At 41.1% G+C, this 207-nt stretch carries 1 pseudogene; it reads right to left on the reverse strand.

The features are described 5' to 3' along the window. Positions 1–207 (reverse strand): annotated as a pseudogene (locus FUA24_RS11095) (urocanate hydratase); the annotation flags it as partial.

The following is a 207-nucleotide window of genomic DNA, read 5'->3' on the forward strand; positions in this document are numbered from 1 at the left end:
TTTTCCCAATCATCGGGTTTAGAATAATTAGGAATCATCATGCCATTAGTTACCACCACTCTGGGTGCATTTTTAGATGAGGGAAACAACCCCATAGGATGACCAGAATACATATGCAATGTTTGTTCCTCAGTCATGGTTGCCAAATATTTCATGGTCAACAAATACTGCGCCCAATTTTGAAACACAGCACCATTGCCGCCGTAA

Source organism: Seonamhaeicola marinus (assembly GCF_008085455.1).